Here is a 23,420-nt window from a genome sequence, read left to right as displayed (position 1 = left end):
GCGGTACGGCTGGAACGGCGCGTAGGCGCAGATTCAGCCTGGGGAGCGTCAAAAGGCAAAGCGGCGGGGGGCTCTCGGGTCGTGCCGCGAGGGGGGTGCGCGGCAAGGCGGTCGTATCGGGCTATGACCACCCTCGCCGTTCGGGCGGCGAAGGTAACGATCGGGTAAACGCTACACCGGGCGCCCTGGGAATGCCATGTGCGGCTCGGATTTTGGCCGTTTCGCTTCGTGAGGATTCGATGAGACGCCGGCTCAGCGAAGCCCGGCGGCCTCCGCAAGCTTGTCGAAGAGCCCCGGCCCCGCCGCGACGATGAGCGGTGCACGCGACGAGCCGTCCGGCTGGTTCCGTCCGTACCGCCCGCCCGCCTCGGTGACCAGGAGCGACCCGGCAGCGAGGTCCCACGGCGCCAATCCGCGCTCGAAGTAGCCGTCCAGGCGCCCGGCGGCGACGTAGGCGTGGTCGAGCGCCGCTGATCCGCTGCGACGCAGATCCCGGGCCAGCAGCGGCATGACGTGCGCGATCAGTTCGAGGTCGGCCGGCCGCGTGGCCGGGTCGTAGCCGAAGCCCGTGGCGAGCAGCGCACCGGCAGGTCCCACCTCCGCGGTGACGGCGAGGCGGGTGTCGCCGAGCCAGGCGCCCTCGCCCCGCGCGGCCCGGAACATCTCGCCCGCGACCGGTGCGAACACCGCGCCGGCCTGCGCCTCCCACTGCTCGGGCGTCGGCTCGCCGGTCACGGCCGCGATGCTGACGGCGTAGTGCGGGATGCCGTACGCGTAGTTGACCGTGCCGTCGATGGGATCGACCACCCACGTGATGCCCGACGCGCCGCGCCCGGCGCCGCTCTCCTCGCCGAGGAAGCCGTCGTCGGGGCGCTCGGCCGCGAGCCGGGTGCGGATGAGCTCCTCGACCTCGCGATCGGCCTCCGTGACGATGTCGGCGAGTGCGGACTTCGTCGCCGCGATGGCGACGCCCGCCTCCCGCCGCACCCGGGCGAGGTGGCCTGCTTCTCGGGCGATGTCGACGGCGAGGGCTTCGAGGTCTGAGGCGACGGTCATGCCCCCACGCTATTGGGCCCGGGGTGAACCGCGGGTCACGGGTGCTGCGGCGGCAGCGGGGGCGGCGGCGGATAGCCCTCGTATCCCGGCGCCACGGCGGGAGCCTGCGGCGCCACCGGAGCCTGCGGCGCGACGGCCGCCGGGGTCGCCTCGACCTGGGGCTGCTGTGGCGTGAACACGTGCGCACCCGGCGTCGGGTAGCCCGTGTAGTACGCGTTCCAGTCTGGCGAGCCGTCGGGCAGCATCGGCAGCGGCGTCACGGCGTCGACGTACGTCGGCCACGGCAGCAGCTCGTGGTGGGCGGCCGGCCGGCCGCCGTAGGCGGGCACGTGGGTGTGCGGCCGCTTCGGCGCGAAGAGGACGTTCACCAGCGGCACGATCGCGGTGCCGACGGCGGCCAGGATCGCCACGGCGACGACGATGCGCCAGTACAGGTCGGCGAGGTTGAGCCACTCGCCGAAGGCGAGCGGGACGATCAGCAGCGCGGCGAGCGCGACGACGAGCGAGATGGTGGCGATCGTGATGACGCGCGTGAAGGTCGTCTCGTACCGGTGGAACGCCTTGAGGAACAGGCGCACGTGCAGCAGCACCAGCTGCAGGATGAGGACGATCAGCAGGAACTGGATGAACCGCGAGAATCCGAGCCACGGGTAGCGGGTCGGCATCCAGATCATGATCGCGCCGAGCAGCAGCGCGATGATCCAGCTGCCGAGGCTCGCCAGGGCGAACCACGCCGGCCGCGAGGGTGCGAGGTGCGCGTCGAGGATCGCGACGCCGGCGAACGCCACCAGCAGCAGGATCGTCAGGAACGCCCGGCCGACGATGCCGTTCTGCGAGCCGACGAGCACCCACACGACGCAGACGAGCGCGGCGGCGATGAGGGCGCCGATGGCGACCCAGATGGCGGCGCGCAGCAGCGGCGAGAGCGAGTTCTCCGAGCGTGCGGGCGGGGCCGGGGCGTACGGAGCCGTCGCATACGGATCGGGCACGGTCATGGCGTTCCTCTCGTGGCGCGGGCGGTCCCCCGCATGCCCATCCTGACACGCCGACGCACCCGGGCGGATGACGTGTTCCGGCGCCGCCACCGGTCGCGGCATCCCTCGGCGCAGACGAGTGGATGCCGCACCCCGGCGCCCCGGGATGCCCGGGCCCTCAGCCGATCGCGCGGCCGAGACCCTCGACGAGCTCGGCGCCCGGCAGGGCGAGCAGCGCGCTGCCCGGAAGGAAGAGCTTGCTGCCGCGGATGCCCCCGCCGAGCACCACCTCGGGGGCGGCGGCGACCGCCGCGTCGACGAGGATCGGCCAGCCGACGGGAAGGCCGATCGGCGTGATGCCGCCGAACTGCATGCCGGTCAGGGCGACCGCCTCGTCCATCGGCGCGAACGACGCTGTGCGCACGTCGAGGCGCCGGCGGACGACGCCGTTCACGTCGGCCCGGGTCGTCGCCAGCACCATGCACGCCGCGAAGCGCTCGTCGCCGCCGCGCCGGCCGTTCACGACGACGCAGTTCGCCGACGCCTCGGGGGCCACGCCGTAGCGCTCGCAGAACACGGCGGTGTCGGCCAGGTCCGCGTCGATCGACGCGACGCCCACGGTCGCCGCGATCTCGGGGGCGAGATGCGCGAGCGCTGCGGCGACCGGCTGTGCCACGAGGTCGGGGCGCGTCGTCGCGGGCACGGCGTCGAGCGTGCCGGTGGTCGTCCAGATCATGGGTTCACGGTAGTCGGCCCCCGCGCGGCTAGCATGAGCCGATGCACAGCGCACCGTCGCGCGACGTCGATGTCGCGATCGTGGGCGGCGGCCACAACGGCCTCGTCGCCGCGGCGTATCTCGCGCGCGCCGGGTACCGCGTGGCCGTGCTCGAACGGCTGCCGCACGTGGGCGGCGCGGCCGTGTCGGAGCGGCCGTGGGCCGACATGGATGCGCGGGTGTCGCGGTACTCCTACCTGGTGAGCCTGCTCCCCCGTCGCATCGTCGACGACCTCGGACTCGGCATCCGGCTGGTCCGCCGCCGGGTGTCGTCGTACACGCCCGATCCCGCGTCCCCCGATCACGGTCTGCTCATCGACGACGGCGACGCCCGTGCCACGGCGGGATCCTTCGCCCGGGCGACGGGCGACGAGCGTGAGGCCGAGCGCTTCGCCGGGTTCTACGAACGGCTCGCCCCGCTCGCCCGGACGGTCTTCCCCACGATGACGGAGAGACTGCCGCGCACCGCCGACATGCGGTCGGCGATCGAGGACGACGGGCTGTGGGAGGCGATCGTGCAGCAGCCGCTCGGCGAGCACGTCCGCGCGTCCCTGCGCACGGACCTCGCGCGCGGCGTCGTGCTGACCGACGCCCTCATCGGCACCTTCGCCTCCGCGGACGACGCGTCCCTCCGGCAGAACCGCTGCTTCCTGTACCACATCATCGGCGGCGGCACCGGCGACTGGGACGTCCCGGTCGGCGGCATGGGCCAGGTGTCGGGTGCGCTCCGGGACGCCGCGCTGCGCGCCGGCGCCGAGCTCGTGACAGACGCGGAGGCCACCGCGATCAGTCCCGACGGCGTCGTCGTGATCGGCGACGGCGAGCGCGTCGTGCACGCCCGGCTCGTGCTGAGCGGCGTCGGCGAAGCCGTGCTGGCGAGGTTGCTGGATGCCGCCGGCGCAGGTGCAGGCAACGCCACGGCCGCCGCGCCGGAGGGCGCTCAGCTCAAGGTCAACATGCTGCTGTCGCGCCTGCCTCGGCTGCGGGACGCCTCCGTGGACCCCGCCACGGCGTTCGCGGGCACGTTCCACATCAACGAGACGATGACCCAGCTCGACCGTGCGTACGACGACGCCGTGGCCGGTCGGCTGCCCGCACCCCTTCCCGCCGAGGTGTACTGCCACTCGCTCACCGACCCGTCGATCCTCGGTGACGGTCTGCGCGCGTCGGGCGCACAGACGCTCACGCTGTTCGGGCTGCAGGTGCCGCATCGGCTGCTCGCCGGGGTCGATCCCGACGCGCGTCGCGCCGAGCTCCTGTCCGCCGCGGAGGCGAGCCTCGACGCGGTCCTCGCCGAGCCCATCCGTGACGTGCTCCACGTCACGGCGGACGGCGAGCCCTGCATCGAGGCGCGCACCACGCTCGACCTCGAACGCTCGCTGGGCATGGTGGGCGGCGACATCTTCCACGGCGCCCTGGACTGGCCGTGGGCCGACGAGGACGACCCGCTCGACTCCCCCGCCCGCGTGTGGGGCGTCGAGACGGCGCACCAGCGCATCCTGCTGTGCGGGTCGAGCGCCCGCCGCGGCGGCGCCGTGAGCGGCATCGGCGGCCACAACGCCGCGATGGCCGCGCTCGAGCTGCTCAGCCGCTGACATCGCCCGGAAACCACGAAACGCCCCACGAGGGGGCGTTCACGTTGGTGGCGAGTGAGGGATTCGAACCCCCGAAGTCTAAGACGGCTGATTTACAGTCAGATCCCTTTGGCCGCTTGGGTAACTCGCCAGGTGCGCACCCGCCCGGCTTTTCCAGTCGATCGGAGGCGCGATCCACTATCTTACGCGTAGATGCGCGAGGTCAGAAATCGAGGCCGTTCACGTGCCGATGCGGTCCAGATCCATGCCGCGGAGAGAGTCCGGCGTCCGCAGCAGCGCGCCTTCGAACCGGCAGGTCGCGGCGGCGGCATCCATCGCCGACTGCAGTACCGCCTCCCACTCCTCATCACTGTCGGGAGCGCCCACGACGAGGGCGGCGACGGTCGCCGCGAACGCCGCGTCACCGGCGCCCATCGTGTCGACGATGCGCCCGGGCAGGTTCGAGATCGGCCGGGTGACCACGATGTCGCCGGCCTCGATCGTGGCGCCGGCCGCACCCTCGGTGGCGAGCACGGCCTTCACCCCCAGGTCGATCAGCCGCGCCCGCAGCGCGTCGAGGCGCTCATCGTAGAGCAGCGCGGCATCGTCCTCGCCGACCTTGACGAGCGCGGCACCGGCAGCGAGCGCCTCGAAGCCGCGCACGAACTCCGCCTTGTCGTGCATCATGCCCGCACGCGGGTTGGGATCCAGGGCGAGCGCGGTCCCCGCTGAGGAGAGAGCGTCGGCCAGCTCGGCGGTCTGGTCGGCGTCGTCGAGTGCGACGCAGCTGACGACCGCGAGATCCGCATCGGCCATCGCCGCACGCTCCGTCGCGCCGAACCGGATGCGGCGGCGCTGCGACGCCTCGTTGAAGACGTAGGTCGGCTCGCCCCCTCCGGTACGGGTCGACACGGCCCGGGCGGTGCACAGCAGCGACGGCGTCGCGATGAGCTCGACGCCGTAGTCGGCGAGGTAGCGGCGCACACGCGACGCCGGCTCGTCGTCACCCAGCATCGCGATGAGCGTCGTCGGCACCCCGAGACGCGACAGGCCCACCGCGACGTTGAGCGCCGCTCCCCCGACGAACTCGCGCACGCCGTGTTCGTCGCGCAGCTCGTCGATGAGCGCATCGCCGACGACCACCACGGTCATCGGCGGACGCCCGCGGTCTCGAGCACGCGTCCGACGAACGCCTCGGTGCGTCGCCGCGTGCCGTCGATCTTGAGATCGACGCTCGCCCGCACCTCATTCGGGGCGAGCGGGGCGGCCAGCCGCACGTTCTCGTGGCACGACAGGTCGGCGCAGATGTAGGTGCCGACGCTGTCGCCGTGGGCGCCGGCATCCCCCGCCCTTCGCGCCGTGTACATGACGACCTGGTCGGCGGGCTGCATCGTGTGGCACAGGTTGCACATCGCCGCGCGCGCGTGCGACGAGCCGTCGGCGGCGCGCATCACGATGCCGGACGGCCGGCCGTCGATCTCGGCGACGACATACCCACGACCGCGCGTGCGCGGATCTCGCCACGCCAGGAAGTCGAGATGGTCCCAATCGGTCAGGACGAAATCGGCAGGCAGGGTGACGAGTCTCAGCTCATCGGGTGAGGCGTTCACGAACGACGAACGCACGTCTTCTTCGGTCAGCGGGCGCATGGCACCTCCTCGCCGCCCCAGTCTACGAAGAGTGGATGCCGCCGCCACCCCTCGCCATCGGGCCCGGGCCGTCCGATCAGGCGCCCGGCACCGCCACGCCGGGCAGCGTCCACACCGCGAACGCCGGGCCGTCTGCCGACAGCAGCACCGATCCGTCGTCGCCCACGGCGAGCGTCGCGTCGCCGTGGACGGGCTCGGCCGCGGCCGCCCCGGGCAGCCCACCGGCGGCGACGACGGCATCCGCATCGCCCTTCGAAGCCAGCACGAGCAGCGTCTCGTCGGCCGACTCGCGCACGAAGACGACGGTGTCGTCGTCGACGTGCACCCAGCGCAGGCCGCCGGTCGACAGCGTGTCGTGCGCGCGGCGCAGCGCGACGAGGTCGCGGTACAGTGCCAGGCGCTCCGCGACGGCCGGATCGCTCTCGGTCCCCCACGGGATCGGGGTGCGGCTCGCCTCGCCGTCCACGCCGACGAGGCCGAACTCGTCGCCCGCGAACACGACAGGCAGGCCCGGCAGCGTCATCATGAGGCCCGCCGCGACGGGCACGGTCCCGGTTGCGGCGTTCGTCGCGAAGCGGCCGGTGTCGTGCGTGTCGAGCGGCTGCATGTTGCCCAGGCGCACACGCCACGGGATGCCGGCGGTGAACCGCACGACGGCATCCACGAACTGCCGCGCGGTGTAGCGCGGGATGCCGCCGATCGGCTGCGTGAAGAACCACGGCTCGGTCTGGGTCGACCCGTCCCACGCGAGGTACGGCGCGTGCGTGGGGTCCGAGAGCCAGCCCCACACCGGCCGCGTGAACGAGGGGTACGTCATCGCGCCGTGCCAGCCGTCGCCCTGCAGGTCGCTCGCGGCGTCGTTCGTGGACTCGCCGAGCAGGATCGCATCAGGGTTGATCTCGAGCATCCGGCGCCGCAGCAGGTCGCGCACGTCGGCGTTGAGGTCGACCGCACCCAGGCGCCCGGTCATGTTCGCGACGTCGATGCGCCAGCCGTCGATCGAGTACGGCGGCTGCAGCCACTTCGCGACCACCGAGTCCGGCGCCTCGACGAAGCGGCGGCGCAGCTCCTGCGACGACCAGTCGAACTTCGGCAGCGTCTCGTGCCCGAGCCACGACTCGTACGCCGTGTTGTCGTCGTTCGTGAAGTAGTAGAACTCCTGCTCCGGCGCGCCGGGGTGCCCGTACGCCGCACGGAACCACTCGTGGCGATCGCCGGAGTGATTGCTCGTGAGGTCGCCGATGACGCGGATGCCGCGAGCATGCGCCGCCTCGATGAGCCGCACGTACGCCTCGTCGCCGCCGAGCAGCTCGTCGACGCGGTCGAAGCTCGACGCGTCGTAGCGGTGGTTCGAGGCCGCCGGGAAGATCGGCGTGAGGTAGAGCAGGTCGACGCCGAGCGCGACGAGATGGTCGAGCCTCTCGGTGAGGCCGTCGAGATCGCCGCCGTAGAACTGCTGCGAGCGGGCGGGCACGACCGGGTTCACCGGTTCGTCCCATGCGGCCGGCATCGCCCAGTCCGGCGCCGGCCGCTCGTCGGCCTGCGCCGAGCGCGCGAAGCGGTCGGGGAACACCTGGTACATGACGCAGTGGTGCAGCCACGCCGGAGGCGCGGGGGTCGCCACGAGCGCGAAGTCCTCCGCGTCGAGCGTCTCGATCCCGTGCAGTCCGGTCTGGTTCAGCCACTCGACGCGGCCGTCCTCGTGGAGCAGCACCCAGCGGTAGCCGTGGCGCGGGTTGCGGACCTCGACCGGGGCCTCCCACCAGTCCCAGCCGTCGGCGGTGCCGAGCAGGACGGCATCCGTCCACTCCGGCTCGTGGTCGGGGTTGGAGCGGGTGCGTACCGCTGCGAGCGGGCCGTAGCCGGCGGGCACGCGCAGGCGGACCCGCACCACGTCGCCGAGCGCCGGCGACGCGGTCGACACGTACAGGGGTGAGCCGTCGTGATGCGGCAGCGGACTCGTCATGCTCCGGCCTTTCGTGAGGGTGTCATGATCCCACGCGCCCGCGACGGGCGGATGAACAGGGGATGCCGGATCCCGGCGCGCCGCAGCGCACCAGGATCCGGCAGCCGCTCGATCAGCCCTTCGTCGCGCCCGCGGTGAGACCGCCGACGATGTACTTCTGCAGCAGCAGGAACAGCACCACGACCGGGATGGCGGCCATCACGGCACCGGCCGAGAACGCCGACCAGTCCGCGTACCGGGGGTTCGAGACGAGCTGCGTGAGCCCCACGACGAGGGTCTTCTTGTCGGGGTCGATGAGCATGACGCTCGCGATCACGTACTCGTTCACGATGCCGATGAACGACAGCAGCCCCACCACCGCGAGGATCGGTGCCACCAGGCGCAGGATGATCGTGAAGAAGATGCGCGCGTGGCCCGCCCCGTCGATCTTGGCGGCCTCGTCGAGCTCCTTCGGGATCGTGTTGAAGAAGCCGTACATGAGGTATGTGTTCACCCCGAGCGCGCCACCCAGGTAGATGAGGATCAGGCCGCTGAGGGTGTTCAGGCCGATGGCCGGGAACCAGTCCCCGATCGCCGTCATCATGAGGAAGATCGCGACCACCGCCAGCAGCTGCGGGAACATCTGCACGACCACGATCGTGATGAGGCCCACGCGACGGCCCGCGAAGCGCATGCGCGAGAAGGCATACGCGGCGAGCGCACCGATGAACACCATCGTGAAGCCGGTCACCAGGGCCACGATCATCGTGTTGAGGAACCACATCGGGTACGGCACGTCGGGGTTCGTCAGCATGCGGACATAGCTGTCGAAGCTCACCTGCGAGAACAGCTGGTTGCTGCCGATGAGGGTGCCGTTCGAATTCAGCGACGCCGACAGCACGTACAGCAGCGGGAAGATCGCGAAGATCGAGACGACGATCGCGACCACGTGGCGCCAGCCGGTGTCGGCGAACCATTTGCCGAGCGAGCGGCGACGGGGCGCAGGCAGCGCGGCCGTGTCGCGGACGTCGGTGCGGGCTTCGGTCAGAGCGGTCTGTGCCATGTCAGTTCAGCTCCTCGAGGGCCTTGGTCTTGCGGAAGCTGATGATCGAGATCACGGCCACCACGATGAAGATCAGGATGGTGAACGCGGACGCCAGGCCGTAGTCGCGGTTCTGGCCGGTGAAGGCCACCTTGTAGACCATCGAGATCAGGATGTCGGTCTGACCGACGGGTATCGACACGTCGGTGAAGCGTGGACCGCCGCCGGTGAGCATGTAGATCAGGTTGAAGTTGTTGAAGTTGAACGCGAACGACGCGATCAGCAGCGGCGTGACGGTGACGAGCAGCAGCGGCAGCTTGATGCGGCGGAAGATCTGCCACGGGTTCGCGCCGTCCATCACACCGGCCTCGTTCACCTCTTCGGGGATGCCCTGCAGCGCCCCCATGCATACGAGGAACATGTAGGGGAAGCCGAGCCACAGGTTCACGATCAGCACCGAGATCTTCGCCAGCCAGGGATCGGTCAGCCACGGGATCTCGGCACCGCCGAGCAGCACCTGATTGATGAAGCCGAAGCTCTTGTTCATCATGCCCGCCCAGATGAGGGCCGACAGGAAGGCGGGGAACGCGTACGGCAGGATCAGCATGATCCGGTAGCCGTTCTTGAAGCGCATGCGCTTGTTCTGGAAAACGAGCGCCAGCAGCAGCCCGAGGAAGAACGTGGAGGCGACGGATACGGCCGCGAACACGAAGGTCCACGCGGTGACCGCCAGCAGCGGGCCGCGGATCGACGTGTCGGTGAGGGCGCGGACGAAGTTGTCGAACCCGACGAAGACCTGCCAGCCGGGCAGCAGCTGCTCCCCCGACTCGGACGTGAAAGCGCCCTCCCCGGTGTCGGCGTACACCGTCCCGGTCGTCGTGTCGGTCATGGTGTCGGCGACCGGGTCGTAGTCGAGGGTCGAGACGTAGAGGTAGCCTTTCTGGCCGTCCTGCGTGCGGATCGCCCCGTCGTTGGGGTCGTCGCTGTACGGGACGGCGAGCGCCTCGACCTCGTCGCTGCGCTGCAGGACGTCGGCGAACGTGAGGGAGGTCCAGCCGTCGACGGTGCCGTCGGCCGACACATCGACCGGCTCGAGCGGCTGCGTGTTGGTGCCGAGCGACACCTCGCCGTCGGTCGGGTCGGTCACGAGCAGGCCGAGCTCGTTGAGGCGCTCGACGACGGTGACGTCGTAGGTGGGCGAGTCCTCGACACGGACCAGCGACGAGCGCATGAGGGACGCGATCGCCTGGTCCTTCGAGCCGTTGTGCCCGGTGCCGTAGTTCGTGAAGCCGATGTAGGCGGTGTACAGCAGCGTGAAGATCTGGAAGACGACGAGCAGGATGATGCCCGGCGTCAGGTACTTGGCGGGGATCTGCTTGCGAGAGAAGTAGATCCAGTTGACGAGGACGGTGACGGCCACGACGAGCCCCAGGACCAGCCACTCGTTGTGCAGGAAGAGGACGAAGACGGCGTACAGCGCGACCGCGTCGACGATCGCGAGCAGCGCGATCTTCAGCATGAGCCAGCGCGTCCTGCCGCCGGCGGCGTCCGCGATGCGGGCAGCGCTGCGCTGCTTCGGCGTCTGCGGCGGCGCCTGCTCGCCGGTCTCAGAGGTGATGGTGTCGGTCATGGAGCGTCCTCATCATCGGGACCGGGACGGATGCCGCGGCATCCGTCCCGGTCGCGTTCGCGGTCAGGGGACCGCAGGGATTACTTGATGGCGGCGGCCACGTCGTCGGTGAGCTTCTGCCACGTCGTCGTCGGGTCGGCGCCGTCGATGATGGCGGCCTCGGCGATGCCCCAGTACTGCCACACCGAACCCATGGCCGGGATCGCAGGCATGGGCACCGCGTCGGCGCCCACCTTCTGGAAGCCGGCGATGATCGGGTCGGCGGCGGCCGTGTCGGCAGCGGCCTTCAGCGCGGGGAGCACGTTGCCGGCCTTGAACAGGTCGAGCTGCACGTCCTCGGTGCCGATGTAGTTGACGAGGAAGTCGTTCGCGGCGACCTTGTTCTTGGACTCCGAGCTCACGAAGAAGCCCTTGACACCGGCGAACGGCGACGCGACCTGGTCGGTCGGGCTGGGGATCTGGTCGATCGCGACGTTGATGCCGGCGTCGGTCGCGGCGCCGACGTTCCACGGGCCGGTGAGCCAGAAGGCCGCCTCGCCGCTCGTGAACTTGGTCTTGGCGATGTCGCCGTCGATGTCGGTGTTGAGCGTGCCCGCGGCGCCCTGCGCGGCGAGCCAGTTGGCGAACTCGAAGCCGCCCTCGTTGCCGATCTGCAGGTCGGTCGGGTCGTAGTTGCCCTCGGCGTCGGTGCCGAAGACCGGGGCGCCGAACGCGGTCTGGAACGGGTACAGGTGGTAGGGGTTGCCCTCGACGCCCTGCTCGACGACGAACGGGGTCGCCAGGCCTGCGGCGGTGCCCTTGGCGATCATGTCGTCGAAGCTCGTGGCCGGCTCGGGGACAAGGTCGGCGTTGCGCAGGATCGCGATGTTCTCGACCGCGTACGGGAGCATGTAGGTCGTGCCCTCGTAGGTCGACGCCTGCAGCGCGACGGGGAGGTAGTCGTCGGCGGAGTCGCCGAGTTCGATGGGCGCGACGACGCCGTTGGTCGAGAGCTCGCCGAGCCAGTCGTGCGCACCCATGACGACGTCGGGGCCCTTGCCCGTCGGCACCTGCTGGATGAAGTCGTCCTTGATCTTCGCGTTGTCCTTGCCGACGAGCTTGACCGTGACGCCGGTCTTGTCCTCGTACGCTTCGACGGCGCCCTTCATGGCGTCGACGCGCTCGGTGTCGACCCACACGGTCAGCGTGGTGGCGCTGGAGTCGTCCTTGCTGCTGTCGTCCGACGCGTTGCTGCTCGAGCAGCCCGCGAGGATGATCGACGCGACGGCGATGCCGCCGATCGCGAGCCAGCTCTTCTTGTTCACCTTCATCGGTGCAGTGCCTCTCTGGAGTACTGAGTGAGTCCGGCCACACCGCCGGGGCGCGACAGTGCGGGTTCGACTCGTTTCGCTGCGATTGCAAGCGCTTACATTCTGCAACGGCAGTCGATATATGGCAACACCGGGCCTTGATCGATATCTCGCCGTGACTTTGCGTACCAGCATGGAACCGCTTGCACGCCTGTCGGCGTCTGGAACCGCTTGCAGCGGCATCCACTTCTCCACGCGGTGGGGCGCCCGCGGATAGACTTCCCGGCATGGCTGACAGCTCCTTTGACATCGTCTCGAAAGTCGACCACCAGGAGGCCGAGAACGCCCTCAACCAGGCACGCAAAGAGATCGAGCAGCGCTACGACTTCAAGGGCACGGGCGCCTCGATCGAGTGGAGCGGCGAAGCCGTGCTCATCAAGGCGGGCACCGAGGAGCGTGCGAAGGCCGTGCTCGACGTGTTCCAGTCCAAGCTGATCAAGCGCGGCATCTCGCTCAAGAGCCTGGAGTCGGGCGACCCCGTCGCCAGCGGCAAGGAGTACCGCATCACCTCGACGATCAAGGACGGCATCTCGTCTGAGAACGCGAAGAAGATCTCGAAGATCATCCGCGACGAGGGCCCCAAGTCGGTGAAGTCGCAGATCCAGGGCGACGAGCTGCGCGTGCAGTCGAAGTCCCGCGACGACCTGCAGGAGATCCAGCGGCTGCTGAAGGCGTCCGACCTCGACGTCGACCTCCAGTTCGTCAACTACCGCTGACGCGGCGTCCATGCGCTTTCTCCGGGCCGTCCTGTCGGCCGCTGCGGCGACCCTGCCGGTCCTCGTCCTCCTGCTCATCCCGCAGCTCGTGCACGGCGGCGCGGGCAGCCCGGGGCTCGCCGCCCTCGGCGGTCCGTGGCTCAACGGCCTGTTCCTCGCCGCGATCATCCTGATCCCGAAGATCAACGGCGCGCTCGACCCGCAGGTGCCGGACTGGACGTCCTCGACGGCCATGGCCTCGACCACGCGGGTGTGGCGCACCCGCATCTGGCTCGCGATCCTCGCGGCCCTCGCGCTGCTCGCGGTCTTCGCCGCAGGGCAGACGGCCGCGTACTTCGTGGGCGTCGCCTCTCCCGCGATCGTCGACGGCGAACTGATCTACAGCCGCTTCCTCGTGCAGGAGCTCGTGGTGTACGTGTTCGGCTACGTGCTGTCGCTCGCGGTGTACACGGTGATCGTCCGTGCCCTCGTCCGGCCCGAGCCCGACCCCAAGCGACGCAAGCGCTGAGCGGAGTGGATGCCGGCGGCTCCGGCATCCCTGTCCGCTCGGATTCCCCGCACACGACGTAGAAGGCCCCGGGTGCTGGGGACACCCGGGGCCTGTCGTCGCTGGCTATCGCGCTCGTCCACCCCCCGGCGAACGGCACCTGCGACGGTGGGAAGGTTTCTTGGGGAGGTCCCTTCCCTGAGGCGCTGGGGACGCCTCGCGATAAGCCTAACCCGATTGGTATAACCAAGTCTGTCCCCTCTTCGGGGGACAAGGCTGCACGAATCAGTGGTGGACGATGTAGCCGTCCGACCAGCGCCGGAGTGCCGTGAAGGCGTCCGCGCGGGGCTGGGCCCGCGACAGGAACACGTCGTGGATGGCCCCCTCGATGCGCGCGATCGTCACGCCGTGGCCGATGAGGGTGGCCGCGCGGGCGATGTCGTCGACCCACAGCACCGAGTCGGTCGAGGTCATCGACTCCTTCCACGAGATCGGCGTCGTGTAGTGCGTCGACAGCAGCACGAACGCCGGGCACGCGACGTCGATGCCCGCCGCGATCCTGCGGTGCCCGTCCATCACGGCCGCCAGCCAGCCGGGGGCCGTCGGGAAGCCGCGGTCGGGGCGCCAGATCGCGCGCTGCGGGTCGGCCGGCAGCGACCCGATCTCCTCCTGCGCCCTCGTGTAGAACCCGAAGTCGACCTCGGGCTGCGTTCCCCGCGGGTCGATCTTCGCGCGCATCTCGACGAGAGGCGCGAGGGCGTGGCGGCCGAGCGCGCCGAGCTGCAGCTCCAGCCACGGGCTGTTGAGCACGAGCGCCGCGGCGCGGCCGGGATGCCGCGACGCCCACAGCGTGAGCGTCAGACCGCCCGTCGAATGTCCCATGAGCACGAGGCGGCGTGCCGACGGCGCATCGGGCGTCCCCTGTCCCATCGCGGCGAGGGCCGCGGCGATGTCGACGTCGTAGTCCTCGAGGGCGTCGATGTAGCCGGGTGTCATGCCTTCGCGGAGGCTCCGCCCGTAACGGCGCAGGTCGAGCGCGTAGAAGTGCGCGCCGCGGCTCGTCCAGAACTGCGCGACGTCACGCTGGAAGAAGTAGTCCGACCAGCCGTGGATGTACAGCACGTCGACGTCGCGCAGCGGTGCGAACAGCGTCAGCAGCGGGTTCGGGATGCTGCGCACGAGCGTCGCGACGAGCTCGCCCTGAGCGCCCTCGACGCCGAGCGGCATCGTGAGCTGCTCGAACGGCTTCCCCAGGATGTCGGGGACCCATGCGTCGGGGGGCCCGGCCATGACCTCAGCCTAGGGGCCGGGGTGCGCGCGCTTCGACAGGCTCGGCGACCGTGAGCGGACCCGGCGGCCGCGGACAGCGTGCCGTCACTCTCCGCGGGAGATCGTCACCATCTCGTCGCGTGGCACGACCTTGACGCGCGCGCGCTCGTGCGGCGCACCCAGTGCGATCTCGTGCTCGTCGAGGCGGTGCCAGCCCTCGAGGTCGGTCCAGCGCACGCCGCGCTCGGCGAGGAGCGCCGGGATGGCCTCCTCCGACGGGTCGGCCGGCTGCCACCACGTGCCCTGGTCGTTGATGAGGTGGCGGATCGTCTCCATCGCGTCGGACTTGGTGTGCCCGATGAGTCCCACGGGACCGCGCTTGATCCACCCGGTGGCGTACACGCCGTTGACCCGCTGGTTCGAGTCCTTGCTGAGCACCTGTCCCTCGCGGTTGGGGATCACGCCGTGCTTCTTGTCGAACGGCACGCCCGGCAGCGGCGAGCCGAAGTAGCCGACGGCGCGGTACAGCGCCTGGATCGGCACCTCGCGCAGCTCGCCGGTGCCGACCACGCCGCCCTCGCCGTCCGGGCGCGTGCGCTCGTACACGAACGTCGACACATGGCCGTCGGCATCCGTCTTGATCTCGACGGGCTTCGCGTAGAAGTGCAGGTGGAGGCGACGGGATGCCGTCCCCCCGGCGCTGTTGACCGAATCGCGCTTGCGCCACGACTGCAGCACGCGGTCGATCACCATGACCTGCTTGTTGCTCGCGATGGCGGCCCGCGACGCCTCGTCGTAGTCGAAGTCCTCGTCGTAGACGACCATGTCGACGTCGCGGAGCTCACCGAGCTCGCGCAGCTCCAGGGGGGTGAACTTGACGTTCGCGGGGCCGCGGCGGCCGAACACGTGCACGTCGGTGACGTTCGAGGCGACGAGGCCCGCGTGCACGTTCTCGGGGATCTCGGTGGGCAGGAGGTCCTCGGCGTGCTTGGCCAGCATGCGGGCGACGTCGAGCGCGACGTTGCCGTTGCCGACGACGCCGACGGATGCCGCGTCCAGCGGCCACTCGCGCGGCACATCGGGGTGGCCGTCGAACCAGCTCACGAAGTCGGCCGCGCCGTACGAGCCGATCGCGTCGATGCCGGGGATGTCGAGATCGGTGTCGTGGATCGCGCCGGTCGCGAAGATGACGGCGTTGTAGTGGTGCTTCAGGTCATCGAGCGTGATGTCGTCGCCGAAACGGACGTTGCCGAAGATGCGGATGTCGCCGCGGTCGAGCACTTCGCGCAGCGCCGTGATGATGCCCTTGATGCGCGGGTGGTCGGGGGCCACGCCGTACCGCACCAGCCCGTACGGGGCCGGCAGCTGCTCGAACAGGTCGATCGACACGTCGAACTTGCGCTCGGCCTTCAGCAGGATGTCGGCGGCGTAGATGCCCGCCGGTCCTGCGCCGACGATCGCCAGTCGGAGCTTGGTCATGCGTGGTCCTTTCGGTGCGGATGCCCGGTCGCTCGGCTTGTCGAGGCGTCGAGCCCTTCGACAGGCTCAGGGACCGGGATCGCGGGTCAGCTGGAGCGGTCGGCGACGGCCTGCGCGAACCGGGTGAGCGCTTCGCGCACCGCACCGTCGGGCAGCGGCGCCAGCGCGTCGATGGCCTCGCGCGACCAGGTGTGGGCGAGGTCGAGGGTCGCCTGGGTGGCCTCGTGGTCGCGCAGCTGCGCGAGCGGCTCGTCGAGGAGCGCGGGGTCGGCGCCGTCGGCGATCTGCGCCACGCCGTCGTCGATGCGCGCGCGCAGGGCGACGGCCTCGGCGTCGGTGCGCCGGCCGAGCACGAGGTACGGCATGGTCGGCACGCCTGCGCGCAGGTCGGTGCCCGGCACCTTGCCCGTCTCGCCGGGGTCCGCCGACAGGTCGATGACGTCGTCCAGCAGCTGGAAGGCGACCCCGGCCTTCTCGCCGAAGGTCACCATCGGCTGCTCGAACTCGGACGGCCCGTTCGAGAAGATGACGCCGGCCTGGGCGGCCGCCGCGATGAGCGAGCCGGTCTTGTCGGAGAGCACCTGGAGGTAGAACGCCACCGGGTCGTCGGCCTCCGTGGGGCCGACGGTCTCGTGCATCTGTCCGAGCACGAGACGTTCGAACGTGTCGGCTTGCAGCCGGATGGCGCGGTCGCCCTGACGCGCCATGATCTGGCTCGCACGGGAGAACAGCAGGTCGCCGGTCAGGATCGCGATGCTGTTGCCCCACACCGCGTGGGCGCTGGGCACGCCGCGACGCTTGTCGGCGGCATCCATCACGTCGTCGTGGTACAGCGAGCCGAGGTGGGTGATCTCCAGCGCAGTGGCGGCCTGGATCACCTCGTCGGTCGCGCCCTCGCCGAGCTGGGCGGTCAGCAGCGCCAGCATGGGCCGCACGCGCTTGCCGCCGGCATCGTAGAGATAGCGGCTGGTGGCGTCCGCGAGGGCGTCGGTCGCGCGCAGTTCCTGCTCGAGGGCGAGGTCGACGCGCTTGAGCCCCGCCTCGACCGTCTTGCGCAGGCCGCGCGAACGCGTGCCCGCGAAGACGCGGTCGGTCAAGCCCAGCTTGCCCGCGATGCGCGAGCCCGGCACGGTCGGTGTCACCCTGCCAGCCTACCGGGGCCCGCCGCCGGGCTTCACGGCGCGGTGCAGGGCGACGATCCCGAGCGACAGGTTGCGGTAGGCGACCTCGGTCCAGCCGCTCTCGCGGATCCAGGCCGAGAGGCGTCGCTGGTCGGGCCAGTCGCGGATCGATTCGTTGAGGTAGTCGTAGGCGTCGGCGTTGGAGCTGACGGCCCGCGCCGCCACCGGCAGCACGCGGTCGTTGTAGAACCGGTAGAGCCCGTTGAAGACCTTCGACGGCGGCTGCGAGAACTCGCACACCACCAGGCGCCCGCCCGGCTTCGTCACGCGCAGCATCTCGCGCAGCGCCTTCTTGGGGTCGTCCACGTTGCGCAGTCCGTACGAGATCGTCACGGCGTCGAACTCGTCGTCGGCGAACGGCAGGGCCGTCGCGTTCGCTTCGACGAAGGACAGATTCGGGATGCCGCCGCCCGGCGCCGTCGGGCCGTAGCGCTTCTCGCCCTCGGCGAGCATGCCGGGCGAGAAGTCGGCGGCGACGACCTCGGCGCCACGGCCGGCGAGTGCGGCACTGGACATCGCGGTCCCCGCGGCCAGGTCGAGGATGCGCTGACCCCGGCGCGGGTCCACGGCGCGGACCATGGCGGCCCGCCAGAACCGGTCGTTGCCGAGGCTCAGCACGGTGTTGGTGCGGTCGTAGCCGGGGGCGACCTCGTCGAACATGCCGCTCACACGCGACGGGTCCTTGTGCAGGTCGGCGCGGTGGGATTCGTGATCGGAGGGGTGCGTGGCCACGCGCTCGAGTCTAGGCCGCGGGTCCGGGGGCGCCGAGAGCGGTCTCGGGATCGGGGAACGACACCCGGGCCGGCGGCTCGGAAGGCGCCAGCGACGCCAGCTTCGCCAGCCAGTGCGCGGCGGTCGCGTCGTCGAACGGCGCCTCCGCCGCACGGACGCGCCGTTCGAGGTCGATCGCGACGGAGTCGAGCCGCTCGACCAGGTCGAGGGGATAGCCGTAGGCCACACGGTGCTCGTCCCACTCGTCGCGGTCCTCGATGTAGACGTCGCCGGGGCTGCGCAGCACGCCCTCGCGATCGACGTACGGCTCTGCGGGCTCACGCCGGACGACATCGAGGTCCATGTCGATGCCGGTCGGGACGCCGGCATCCCACCGGACGTCCCACGCGATGTCGATGTAGACCCGGGTCGGGTGCGGCGCCGCGTTGTGCGTGTAGGCGAAGTCGCCGCTCGGCGGCATGAGCGTGACACTGTCGTGCTCGGCCGGGAACTCCCGGCCCGGCCGGACGTTGCGCCACCCTGCGGGCTGACCGAGCCAGTCGCCCCACCGATCGCTGCCGAGATACACCTCGTCGTTGACCCAGTGCGGTCCGCCGTCCCACTTCCGCCAGCGGAACTGCAGTGCCGTACCCGCCTCGGGCCGGTCCGTGCGGGAGGGGCGGGGCTGTGCGTCGGCGGCGTCGGTCACCTCGCGAGTCTAGGCTTGAGGGGTGACATCTTCGCGCCGCCCGCCTCAGCTGGTGGTCGAGACCCGCGAGATCGAGCACGTCGACGACCTGCTCGCCTACGCCTCGCCCGACGAGCCGCTCGCGTGGCTGCGTCGCGGCGACGGCATCATCGGCATCGGGAGCGTGGGGGGCTACGAACGCGGGCCGCTTCTGCCCGCCCCGGCGGACGCCCCGTCGCCCGCCGACGTGTGGCGCCGCCTCGCCACGACCGCCGAGGTCGACGACCCGGTGGGCCTGCCCGGCACGGGGCTCGTCGCGTTCGGCACGCTCGTGTTCGACGAGCGGTCGTCGGCCACGAGCCGGCTCATCGTGCCGCAGGCGGTCGTCGGCCGCCATCGTGGGCGGTCGTGGGTCACGCGCATCCACTCGGTCGGAACCGACCTCGAACAGCCGGTCGTCGAGCCCACGCCGTACGGTCCGCACTGGTCGGCGACCCTCGGGCCCGGCACGATGGACCCGCCCGCCTACCAGGCCGCCGTCCGCGCCGCTGTCGAGGCCATCCGCGCCGGAGAGCTCGAGAAGGTCGTGCTCGCCCGCGACCTCGTCGGCACGATCCCCGCCGGGGCCGACCTGCGGCGCCTCGTGCGCGCGCTCGCCCACGACTACCCCGACACGTGGACGTTCGCGGTCGACGGCATGATCGGTGCGAGCCCCGAGACCCTCGTCACGGTCTCGCGCGGCGTGGTGACCGCGCGTGTGCTCGCCGGGACCATCCCGCGCGGGACCGACGCGCACGACGACGCCGAGGCATCCGCCTCGCTCGCCCACAGCGACAAGGACCTGGGCGAGCACCGCTTCGCCGTGCAGAGCGTGCTCGACGCGCTCGGACCCCACGTCAGCCACCTGCGCGCCGACCCGGAGCCGTTCACGCTCAAGCTGCCGAACCTGTGGCATCTGGCGACCGACGTCGCCGGCGATCTCGCCGACCACGCGTCATCGCTCGACCTCGTCGCGACGCTGCATCCCACCGCCGCGGTGGCGGGCACCCCGACGGATGCCGCGCTCGACGCCATCCGCCGGCTCGAGCCCTTCGACCGCGGGCGTTACGCCGGCCCCGTCGGCTGGGTCGACGGCGACGGCAACGGCGAGTGGGCCATCGCACTGCGCTGCGCGCAGATCGGCGCCGCGCCCGTGCGACGGTACGCGGAGTACACCGACACGATTCCCGTCGTCGCCCACGCCGGCGCAGGCATCGTCGCGGCGAGCGACCCCGAGTCCGAGCTGCTCGAGACGCGCGTGAAGTTCCGCCCGATCGTCGACGCGCTGGCCTGACGACGGCCGCGGCGTCAGCCGGCGAGCAGGGCGCGCAGCGGGTCGAGGCCCATCGGCCCGAGTGCCAGCGCGTCGCGGTGGAAGTCCCGCAGCGAGAACGCCTCGCCGAGGCGTTCGCGGTGCGCCGCACGGGCGTCGTTCCACAGCCGCGCCCCGACCTTGAACGCGAGCGCCTGGCCGGGCCAGCCGAGATAGCGGTCGACCTCGAAGCCGGCGAGCGCGGGCTCGACGAGCGCGAGGTCGGCGAGGAGGTCGCGGGCGAGCTCGGTCGTCCACTCCCCCTCGGGCACGAGCGCGTTCGGCGGAACCGGGCGCCCGGTGTGCAGCCCGATGTCGGCGACGATGCGCACCGACCGCCAGATCTGCCCGAGCACGAGGCCCAGGCGTTCGGCGGGGTCGCGGATCAGGCCGAGCTCGTCGGCCAGCTGCTCGGCGTAGTGCGCCCAGCCTTCGGCGTAGCCGTGGATGTGGCACAGGTGGCGCTGCCACGCGTGCAGCTCGGGGTACGACGCGGTCAGCACGAACTGCAGGTGGTGCCCGGGCACGCCCTCGTGGTGCACGCTCGTGACCTCCTGCCACGTCGCCGCCACGGGCACGCCGCTCGGGATGGTCCACACCACGCGTCCGGGCGTCGAGCCGTCAGGCGCCCCCGGTGTGTAGTACACGACCCCGGTCGCCGCCTCCGAGACCAGGCAGTCGACGTCGCGCACCGACGGCGGCAGGTCGAACGCGGGCGCGACGGCGTCGATGGTCTCGCCCACGCGTCGCGTGAGCCACGCCTCGATCGCCGCGACGCCGTCCAGCCGGTACCGCGCGTCGGCATCGAGAAGGGATGCCGCCGACCGCACCGGCTCGTCGCCCGAACCACCGAGCCCCCGGGCGAGGGATCGCGCCTCGTCGACCAGGCGCTCCAGCTCGGACCACCCGTACGCATACGTGTCGTCGAGGTCGACGCGCGCGCCGAGCATGCCGGCCGCAAGGTCGGCGTACACCGCCTCGCCCACGCCGTCGACCGTCGGCGCCACCGGTCGCAGCTCCTCGCGCAGCACTGCGACCAGTTCGGCGAGCGCCACCCCGATCTCGTCGGCGGCGGCCCGCGCGCGGGCGCGGGTGGCGGCATCCGCCTCCGCAGCGACGGGCACCGAGCCGAACCAGTCCGACTCGACCCACATCGCGACCTGGGCGGCCAGGGTGTCGAGCTGGCGCACCGGCGCGATTCCGCCGCCGGCGAAGCGGTCGCCGTGGTCGCGCGCCCACCGCAGCGCCGCGACGTATTCGCGCACCGCGGCCGGCGCCGCCTCGAGGGTGGCCAGGACAGCCAGACCGGCGGCATCCGCGGTCACCACCCGGCCTTCGAGCGCATACCGCACGAGGTGCACGGGTGTCGCGAGCCCCGCGACGAGGCGGGGCGTGAACCCGGTGTCGAACAGCAGCCGCTCGCGCTCGACGCGCTCGCGCAGCGCGGCGCGCAGCACCTCGTCACCCGGCCCCGCCGCGTCGAGGGCGGCGAGCGTCGCACCCTGCAGCTCGTACTTGGCGACGAGCCATTCCGGCGACAGGTCGGGCAGCGGACGTGCGACGAGCCCGAGCGCCAGCGCGGCGTCGGGCTCGTGGCGGGCGAGTTCGCGGACGTAGGCGTCGGCGGCCTCGCGGACCGGGTCAGAGCTCACCGGTCCACCCTAGGCGGGCAGCCGGGCTCACACGGAGCGCTGGTAGGCGCGGATCGACCGCAAGGCCCACGCGAACGCGAGCGCGGCCAGCACGGCGAGGCCTGCAGCCTGCCACCAGCCGTTGTCGGGGTAGGTGCCGTCGAGGCCGCCGCGGCCAAGTTCGACGGCCCACGTCATGGGGTTCCAGCGGGCGACGTCCTGCACCCACGGGGGCATGAGGTCGGCGGGCATCATCGTGGTCGACAGGAACGTCGCCGGCAGCACGATGAGCTGCGACAGGCTGATGAGCGCGATCTGGCTGCGCGCGGTCAGGGCGACCGCCGTCGACGCGCAGCAGAAGATCGTCGCGAGCAGGGTCGCGACGCCGAGCGCCACGAGCATGCCGCCGATGCCGCCCGGGTAGCGTGCGCCGGCCAGCCAGCCGATGCCGAGCACCACGAGAGACTGCGCGAGGTTGATGATGAGCTGCTGCACGAGCTGGCCCGTGATGATGGCCGACCGTGATACGGGCGAGGTGAGGTACTGGTCCATGACGCCCGAGTGGATGTCGTCGATGTAGCCCGTGCCGGCCCACGCGCCCGAGTACAGCACCGTCATCATCAGGATGCCGGGCACCAGGTAGTCGATGTAGCCCCCGGTCCCTGAGCCTGACGAAGGGCCGAACTGCGGCAGTGCGCCGAGCGAGTGGAACACCTGCCCGAACAGGACGATCCAGATGACGGGCTGGATGAGCGACATCACCGGTCCCCACACCTGGCGCAGGGTCGCGATGAGCCAGCGGCGCAGCACCTGGCCGGCCTGCGTGAACCATCCCGCACGGGGTGCGGAGACGGTGGTCGAGAATGCGACGGCGCTCATGCGGCGACTCCTGTCGTGAGTTCTCCGGTCCCTGCACCTGTCGAGGGGTCGCCGAAGGTGTGGCCGACGAAGTGCAGGTACACGTCGTCGAGGGTGGGGTGGGATGCCGCGACCTGGCCGAAGCGGATGCCGGCGGCATCCAGCGCCCCGATGAGGGCGCCGACCGCGGCGGACGCGTCGTCGGTGCGGGCGGCGAGCACGCCGTCGACGCCGGAGGCCTCGACCACCACGTCCCGCAGACCCGGCACGCGGGCGATCGCGGTGCGGACGGCGGCCGCGTCGGGCTCGATGAGCGAGACCCGCAGGGAGTCGCCGTGGAGGGCGGACTTGAGCTCGTCCGGCGTGCCCTGCACGACGGCGCGGCCCCTGTTGACGAGCAGCAGCTCGTCGGCGAGACGGTCGGCCTCCTCCATGTAGTGGGTGGTGAGGACGACGGTGAGCGCCTCCTCGCCCGACAACCGCCGGATCTCAGCCCACATCGTCGCGCGCGCCTCCGGGTCGAGCCCCGTGGTCGGCTCGTCGAGGAACAGCACGCGCGGGCGGTGGACGAGCGCTGCCGCCACGTCGAGCCGGCGGCGCATGCCTCCCGAGAACGAACCGACGGGGCGCGTGGTTGCCTCGGCCAGCCCGAACTCGTCGAGCAGGCGCGCGGTGCGGCCGCGGGCATCCCCGGCGCTCACTCCGCGCAGGCGCGCGGCGATCTCGAGGTTCTCGCGCGCGGTGAGCAGCGGATCGGTGCTCGCGCCCTGCGACACGTAGCCGATCGCGGCGCGCACGGCCGCCGGGTCGGTGGCGACGTCATGGCCCGCGACGGTCGCCGTGCCGCTCGTGGGGCGCGACAGGGTCGTCAGGATCTTGGTGGTGGTGGACTTTCCGGCGCCGTTCGGGCCGAGCAGGCCGAACACGCGCCCTGCAGGGACCGAGAAGCCGAGGCCGTCCAGCGCCCGCACGGCGGGCCGCCGACCACGGCCCGGGTAGGCCTTCACGAGGTCGCGGGCGACGATGGCGTTGTTTTCGGGCATGGCGGAGCATCC

The 23,420-nt window shown here is 71.3% G+C and carries 21 protein-coding genes and 1 tRNA gene; 4 read left to right on the top strand and 18 right to left on the bottom strand.

The window, feature by feature from the left end:
* Positions 1 to 252 precede the first annotated feature (252 nt).
* The 3 genes from ACFWJ8_RS17995 to ACFWJ8_RS17985 all read right to left on the bottom strand — a co-directional run bounded on the left by ACFWJ8_RS17995 (position 253) and on the right by ACFWJ8_RS17985 (position 2,766).
* Entirely contained in the window at positions 253 to 1,056 is an 804-nt protein-coding gene (locus ACFWJ8_RS17995; RefSeq protein ID WP_378814118.1) for an inositol monophosphatase family protein, read from the bottom strand.
* A 35-nt stretch (positions 1,057 to 1,091) separates the two neighbouring features.
* Positions 1,092 to 2,051, bottom strand: coding sequence for a hypothetical protein (locus ACFWJ8_RS17990; RefSeq protein WP_378814116.1), 960 nt, complete (start codon positions 2,049 to 2,051; stop codon positions 1,092 to 1,094).
* A 157-nt stretch (positions 2,052 to 2,208) separates the two neighbouring features.
* Complete coding sequence (locus ACFWJ8_RS17985) at positions 2,209 to 2,766, bottom strand: YbaK/EbsC family protein (protein ID WP_378814114.1); 558 nt, start codon at positions 2,764 to 2,766, stop codon at positions 2,209 to 2,211.
* Between the two features lie 41 nt (positions 2,767 to 2,807).
* Here ACFWJ8_RS17985 and ACFWJ8_RS17980 point away from each other — a divergent pair, with 41 nt between their 5' ends.
* Entirely contained in the window at positions 2,808 to 4,400 is a 1,593-nt protein-coding gene (locus ACFWJ8_RS17980; RefSeq protein ID WP_378814112.1) for a phytoene desaturase family protein, read from the top strand.
* A gap of 45 nt (positions 4,401 to 4,445) precedes the next feature.
* Here the strand turns inward: ACFWJ8_RS17980 and ACFWJ8_RS17975 are convergent.
* From ACFWJ8_RS17975 to ACFWJ8_RS17945, 7 genes are all read right to left on the bottom strand, one after another.
* A tRNA-Tyr gene (locus ACFWJ8_RS17975) sits at positions 4,446 to 4,530 on the bottom strand.
* 89 nt (positions 4,531 to 4,619) lie between these two features.
* A complete protein-coding gene (locus ACFWJ8_RS17970; RefSeq protein WP_378814110.1) occupies positions 4,620 to 5,531 on the bottom strand; it encodes a PfkB family carbohydrate kinase in 912 nt (303 codons plus the stop codon).
* Positions 5,528 to 6,028, bottom strand: coding sequence for an FBP domain-containing protein (locus ACFWJ8_RS17965; protein WP_378814108.1), 501 nt, complete (start codon positions 6,026 to 6,028; stop codon positions 5,528 to 5,530). Before ACFWJ8_RS17965 ends, ACFWJ8_RS17970 begins: the two co-directional genes overlap by 4 nt.
* Before the next feature lie 76 nt (positions 6,029 to 6,104).
* The gene (locus ACFWJ8_RS17960; protein WP_378814106.1) at positions 6,105 to 7,994 is read right to left on the bottom strand and encodes a glycoside hydrolase family 13 protein; all 1,890 of its coding nucleotides are present in this window, start codon (positions 7,992 to 7,994) and stop codon (positions 6,105 to 6,107) included.
* A gap of 112 nt (positions 7,995 to 8,106) precedes the next feature.
* The gene (locus ACFWJ8_RS17955; RefSeq protein WP_378814104.1) at positions 8,107 to 9,036 is read right to left on the bottom strand and encodes a sugar ABC transporter permease; all 930 of its coding nucleotides are present in this window, start codon (positions 9,034 to 9,036) and stop codon (positions 8,107 to 8,109) included.
* Position 9,037: 1 nt separating this feature from the next.
* Entirely contained in the window at positions 9,038 to 10,645 is a 1,608-nt protein-coding gene (locus ACFWJ8_RS17950) for an ABC transporter permease subunit (protein WP_378814102.1), read from the bottom strand.
* Between the two features lie 80 nt (positions 10,646 to 10,725).
* Positions 10,726 to 11,955 (bottom strand): extracellular solute-binding protein, encoded by a 1,230-nt coding sequence (locus ACFWJ8_RS17945; RefSeq protein WP_378814100.1) that lies wholly within the window; start codon positions 11,953 to 11,955, stop codon positions 10,726 to 10,728.
* A gap of 266 nt (positions 11,956 to 12,221) precedes the next feature.
* On the opposite strand from ACFWJ8_RS17945, the gene ACFWJ8_RS17940 reads away from it, so the two are divergent.
* Together ACFWJ8_RS17940 and ACFWJ8_RS17935 are read left to right on the top strand one after the other, a co-directional pair.
* The gene (locus tag ACFWJ8_RS17940; protein WP_378814099.1) at positions 12,222 to 12,710 is read left to right on the top strand and encodes a YajQ family cyclic di-GMP-binding protein; all 489 of its coding nucleotides are present in this window, start codon (positions 12,222 to 12,224) and stop codon (positions 12,708 to 12,710) included.
* Positions 12,711 to 12,720: 10 nt separating this feature from the next.
* Positions 12,721 to 13,218: a hypothetical protein gene (locus ACFWJ8_RS17935; protein WP_378814097.1), complete on the top strand. Its 498-nt coding sequence runs from the start codon at positions 12,721 to 12,723 to the stop codon at positions 13,216 to 13,218.
* A 264-nt stretch (positions 13,219 to 13,482) separates the two neighbouring features.
* Here ACFWJ8_RS17935 and ACFWJ8_RS17930 read toward each other — a convergent pair whose 3' ends face one another.
* From ACFWJ8_RS17930 to ACFWJ8_RS17910, 5 genes are all read right to left on the bottom strand, one after another.
* The gene (locus ACFWJ8_RS17930) at positions 13,483 to 14,487 is read right to left on the bottom strand and encodes an alpha/beta hydrolase (protein ID WP_378814095.1); all 1,005 of its coding nucleotides are present in this window, start codon (positions 14,485 to 14,487) and stop codon (positions 13,483 to 13,485) included.
* An 84-nt stretch (positions 14,488 to 14,571) separates the two neighbouring features.
* Positions 14,572 to 15,945 (bottom strand): FAD-dependent oxidoreductase, encoded by a 1,374-nt coding sequence (locus ACFWJ8_RS17925; protein WP_378814093.1) that lies wholly within the window; start codon positions 15,943 to 15,945, stop codon positions 14,572 to 14,574.
* 86 nt (positions 15,946 to 16,031) lie between these two features.
* Entirely contained in the window at positions 16,032 to 17,087 is a 1,056-nt protein-coding gene (locus ACFWJ8_RS17920; RefSeq protein WP_378814091.1) for a polyprenyl synthetase family protein, read from the bottom strand.
* Positions 17,088 to 17,096: 9 nt separating this feature from the next.
* Positions 17,097 to 17,858, bottom strand: a complete 762-nt coding sequence (locus tag ACFWJ8_RS17915) for a demethylmenaquinone methyltransferase (protein ID WP_378814090.1) — start codon at positions 17,856 to 17,858, stop codon at positions 17,097 to 17,099.
* A gap of 10 nt (positions 17,859 to 17,868) precedes the next feature.
* Complete coding sequence (locus ACFWJ8_RS17910) at positions 17,869 to 18,546, bottom strand: DUF402 domain-containing protein (RefSeq protein WP_378814089.1); 678 nt, start codon at positions 18,544 to 18,546, stop codon at positions 17,869 to 17,871.
* 22 nt (positions 18,547 to 18,568) lie between these two features.
* Between ACFWJ8_RS17910 and ACFWJ8_RS17905 the strand changes: the two genes are divergently transcribed.
* Positions 18,569 to 19,858, top strand: a complete 1,290-nt coding sequence (locus tag ACFWJ8_RS17905; RefSeq protein ID WP_378814088.1) for an isochorismate synthase MenF — start codon at positions 18,569 to 18,571, stop codon at positions 19,856 to 19,858.
* A gap of 14 nt (positions 19,859 to 19,872) precedes the next feature.
* Here the strand turns inward: ACFWJ8_RS17905 and ACFWJ8_RS17900 are convergent, their stop codons facing one another.
* From ACFWJ8_RS17900 to ACFWJ8_RS17890, 3 genes are read right to left on the bottom strand one after another with little or no spacing between them, the layout of a single operon-like run.
* Positions 19,873 to 21,528 (bottom strand): DUF885 domain-containing protein, encoded by a 1,656-nt coding sequence (locus ACFWJ8_RS17900; RefSeq protein ID WP_378814087.1) that lies wholly within the window; start codon positions 21,526 to 21,528, stop codon positions 19,873 to 19,875.
* Between the two features lie 27 nt (positions 21,529 to 21,555).
* On the bottom strand, positions 21,556 to 22,386 hold the full coding sequence (locus ACFWJ8_RS17895; protein WP_378814086.1) for an ABC transporter permease: 831 nt from the start codon (positions 22,384 to 22,386) through the stop codon (positions 21,556 to 21,558).
* Positions 22,383 to 23,408 carry an ATP-binding cassette domain-containing protein gene (locus tag ACFWJ8_RS17890; protein WP_378814084.1) on the bottom strand — a complete coding sequence of 342 codons (1,026 nt, stop codon included), beginning with the start codon at positions 23,406 to 23,408 and terminating at the stop codon, positions 22,383 to 22,385. The genes ACFWJ8_RS17895 and ACFWJ8_RS17890 overlap by 4 nt, the downstream gene beginning before the upstream one ends.
* Positions 23,409 to 23,420: the final 12 nt, after the last annotated feature.

It is taken from the genome of Microbacterium sp. NPDC058389, from assembly GCF_042722305.1.
Classification (GTDB): domain Bacteria; phylum Actinomycetota; class Actinomycetes; order Actinomycetales; family Microbacteriaceae; genus Microbacterium.
The sequence above is the reverse complement of the archived record's forward strand: the minus strand, read 5'-3'. Positions and strand labels throughout refer to the sequence as shown.